Consider the following 2,630-nt stretch of genomic DNA (forward strand, 5'->3'; position numbering starts at 1 on the left):
TGGCGGCTGGCAAGCGCCGCCACCAGCTGGCCGAGGAGCGGCTCTATGCCCTGATGGCCAAACGCCAAGATGTGGCTAGTCACCGGCTGGCCATGCTCACCGCCCGCCTTGATGGGGTCAGCCCGCTCGCCATCTTGGGCCGGGGTTACTCCATCACCCGCACCCCACGCGGCGAGGTCATTAGCCGCGCCGATCAGGTCAACCGTGGCGACCCGCTCATCACCACCTTGGCGCAGGGGAGTGTGCAGGTGCGGGTCGAGGAAATCATCAAAGACTCTGCGCAGTAGATCGGCTGCATCAAACCACCAGCTCATCTGCTATTCAGCCCGGCAATCAGCCAAAAATAAAGGCCACCACCGCAAATACGGGGGTGGCCTTTTTGATCGCGGGTGCTGTCGCCTGCTCAGCCCTTGGCGCGGCGGGCGACCAGGGTGAACTTGTAGTCATCACTCTTGAAGAAGTTACGGCTGAACTCAAACACGGTGCCATCTTGCAAAAAGCCACGGGAGACCTTCTCGATAATGGGCTTGGCGGGATCGATGCCTAGGGCCTCCACCACCTGCGCCGAGGGCAGCACTGGGATGATCTCTTGCTCGCTGCGATCAATCACCAGCTGCTTTACCTCTTCGATATAGTGGTACTTGGAGCCCTGCATCACCGCATAACTGAGATCGGGGAAGAGGGCGAGCGGCATCCAGGTCTCCTCCAGTGTTACCGCAATCTGGCGAATAAACCGCACCCGCTTGACGTAGTAAATCCGCGCCCCTTCCGCCACGCTCAGCCGCTCCGCCAGCTCGGGGGTTGCCTTGATCACTTCGAAGGCGAGAATGTCGCTGTGGGTCTCCACCGCTGGATCGGCCACCTTCTCATAGAGGCTGGTGAGCTGATAGATGTCGTAATTGAGCTTCTCTTGGCGCACATAGCTGCCGCTGCCTTGAATGCTCTCGATCACATTAAGCTCGGTCAACTGCTTGAGGGCTTGGCGCACGGTCACTCGGCTCACCCCGAACTGCTCGCGCAGCTCGGCTTCGGTGGGCAGGGCATCGCCGGGGGCCAACTCCCCTTGGGCAATCCGTTGCTGGAGGGTATCGGCAATCTGGCGATACATGGGTTTTTTCGGCACGAAAGGGACCTCATTACAGGGACGGCGGGGCGTAAAAAAGAGCCGCCATTCTAGCCTATCCCAGACAAGGACAGAACAATTAGGTCGAGCATGCCTCGATCTATCCGCCACAAAAACAATACAACAAGAATACAAATTAACAGTTGTATGATACCTCTCACAAAAACCGGGGGCTGGGTTTGCTAGCATGGCATCACCTTCACCATGGCGGCTTGCCTCCAAGCCCAGCTGACAGAGGATCATCATGAATCTGACCCGTCTTACCGGCCCTCATCTCATCACGGTGCAAACCCAGTTTGCCGATCGAGATACCGCTATCCATGCGCTGGCTTGCCAACTCGAACAGGCTGGCAAGCTGCACGATAAAGCCGCCTTTTTGGCCGCCGTCATGGCCCGCGAAGCAGGGCGCCCAGTACCAGCGCGTTGGTGCCGGAGAGGCCGTTGAGCCACGCGGTGAGGCTGTTATTGAGCCAGGCCACCGGCTGGCCGATGACAAACAACATCAGGCTGCCGGCCACCAAGGTGCCGATCACCGGATAGAGGTAAAAGGTGAGAAAGCCGTTGAAGTTGGGGCTAAGGCGCACATGCTGCTTGACCCAGCGCATCAGGTAACCGGCGATAAGACCACCGACCACCCCGCCGAGGAAACCGGAGCCAATCATGTTGGCGGCAAGGCCCGCCGCAAAGCCTGGGCCCAGCGCCGGTTTGTCGGCCAGCGAATAGGCGGTATAGGCCGCCAGCACCGGCACCATCAGGGTGCCCAGCATGCCGCCGCCCAGCTTGCGGTACAGCCAGAGCCAGGAGTTCTCGGTATCAAACAGATGTTGCAGGCCAAAGATCTGGGCCAGCAGCACCGAGATGGCGAGCACGGTGCCGCCTGCCACGATCAGCGGCACCGCAAAAGAGATACCGCTCAGCAGCGCCTGCTTGAGCTCGGTCTTGAGGCTCACCTTGTTGCCGCTGGCCGCATCACGCTGGCTGGGGTGAGGCGTCGGGGCAGTGCGCCCGGCCTTGGCCGCTTCCAGCGCATCAGCCAAGATCCGCTCGGCATGGCGGATGGGCTCGGCCACTGGGGTATCGATGCGGGGGATACCCGCAAAGCGCTCCGGCTCTTTGACCGCCACCTCGGCGGCGATAATGCAGGCCACCGCAGCATTGAGCGCCTCTTGCGGCAAGCGATCCTCGATGCCGTTGGCCCCCTGTTTTTCCACCAGCACCCGAATGCCCAGTTTGCGCCCCGCTTTTTCTAGGTACTCGGCGGCCATATAGGTGTGGGCGATCCCCGCCGGGCAGGCGGTGACACAGACTACAGTGGGTTGATCTGTATCTGATTTGTCTTCTTTTGGTTGTTGCTTGCCGCTATCCCCTTCACCATCAAGCAGCGCCATCAGCTGCTCGGCACTGTTGGCTGCCAGCACCGCGGCGCGGGTATCGTCATCCACCAAGGCGGTGGTGAGGGTGGTCAGCAGCTGCATATGGGTGGAGCCCGCCTGATCGGTCGGGATCG

General features: G+C 60.7%; 4 protein-coding genes. 2 read left to right on the forward strand and 2 right to left on the reverse strand.

The features are described from left to right. A partial coding sequence (locus tag CUC53_RS17840) for an exodeoxyribonuclease VII large subunit (RefSeq protein WP_272896779.1) occupies positions 1 to 287 on the forward strand: 287 nt, incomplete at its 5' end. Positions 288 to 403: 116 nt separating this feature from the next. Here the strand turns inward: CUC53_RS17840 and CUC53_RS17845 are convergent. Further along, on the reverse strand, positions 404 to 1,123 hold the full coding sequence (locus tag CUC53_RS17845; RefSeq protein WP_100295356.1) for a GntR family transcriptional regulator: 720 nt from the start codon (positions 1,121 to 1,123) through the stop codon (positions 404 to 406). A 244-nt stretch (positions 1,124 to 1,367) separates the two neighbouring features. Here CUC53_RS17845 and CUC53_RS18930 point away from each other — a divergent pair, with 244 nt between their 5' ends. After that, entirely contained in the window at positions 1,368 to 1,568 is a 201-nt protein-coding gene (locus CUC53_RS18930) for a PTS sugar transporter subunit IIA (protein ID WP_157798321.1), read from the forward strand. Here the strand turns inward: CUC53_RS18930 and CUC53_RS17850 are convergent. Further along, positions 1,510 to 2,630 (reverse strand): fructose PTS transporter subunit IIB (locus CUC53_RS17850; RefSeq protein WP_236757967.1); only part of this gene is annotated, 1,121 nt, incomplete at its 5' end. The genes CUC53_RS18930 and CUC53_RS17850 overlap by 59 nt on opposite strands.

This window comes from Aeromonas cavernicola, assembly GCF_002795305.1.
GTDB lineage: Bacteria > Pseudomonadota > Gammaproteobacteria > Enterobacterales > Aeromonadaceae > Aeromonas > Aeromonas cavernicola.

Bases quoted from the DNA above. Each gene is read 5' to 3' on its own strand.
- CUC53_RS18930 (WP_157798321.1), top strand. From the start codon at position 1,368: ATGAATCTGACCCGTCTTACCGGCCCTCATCTCATCACGGTGCAAACC.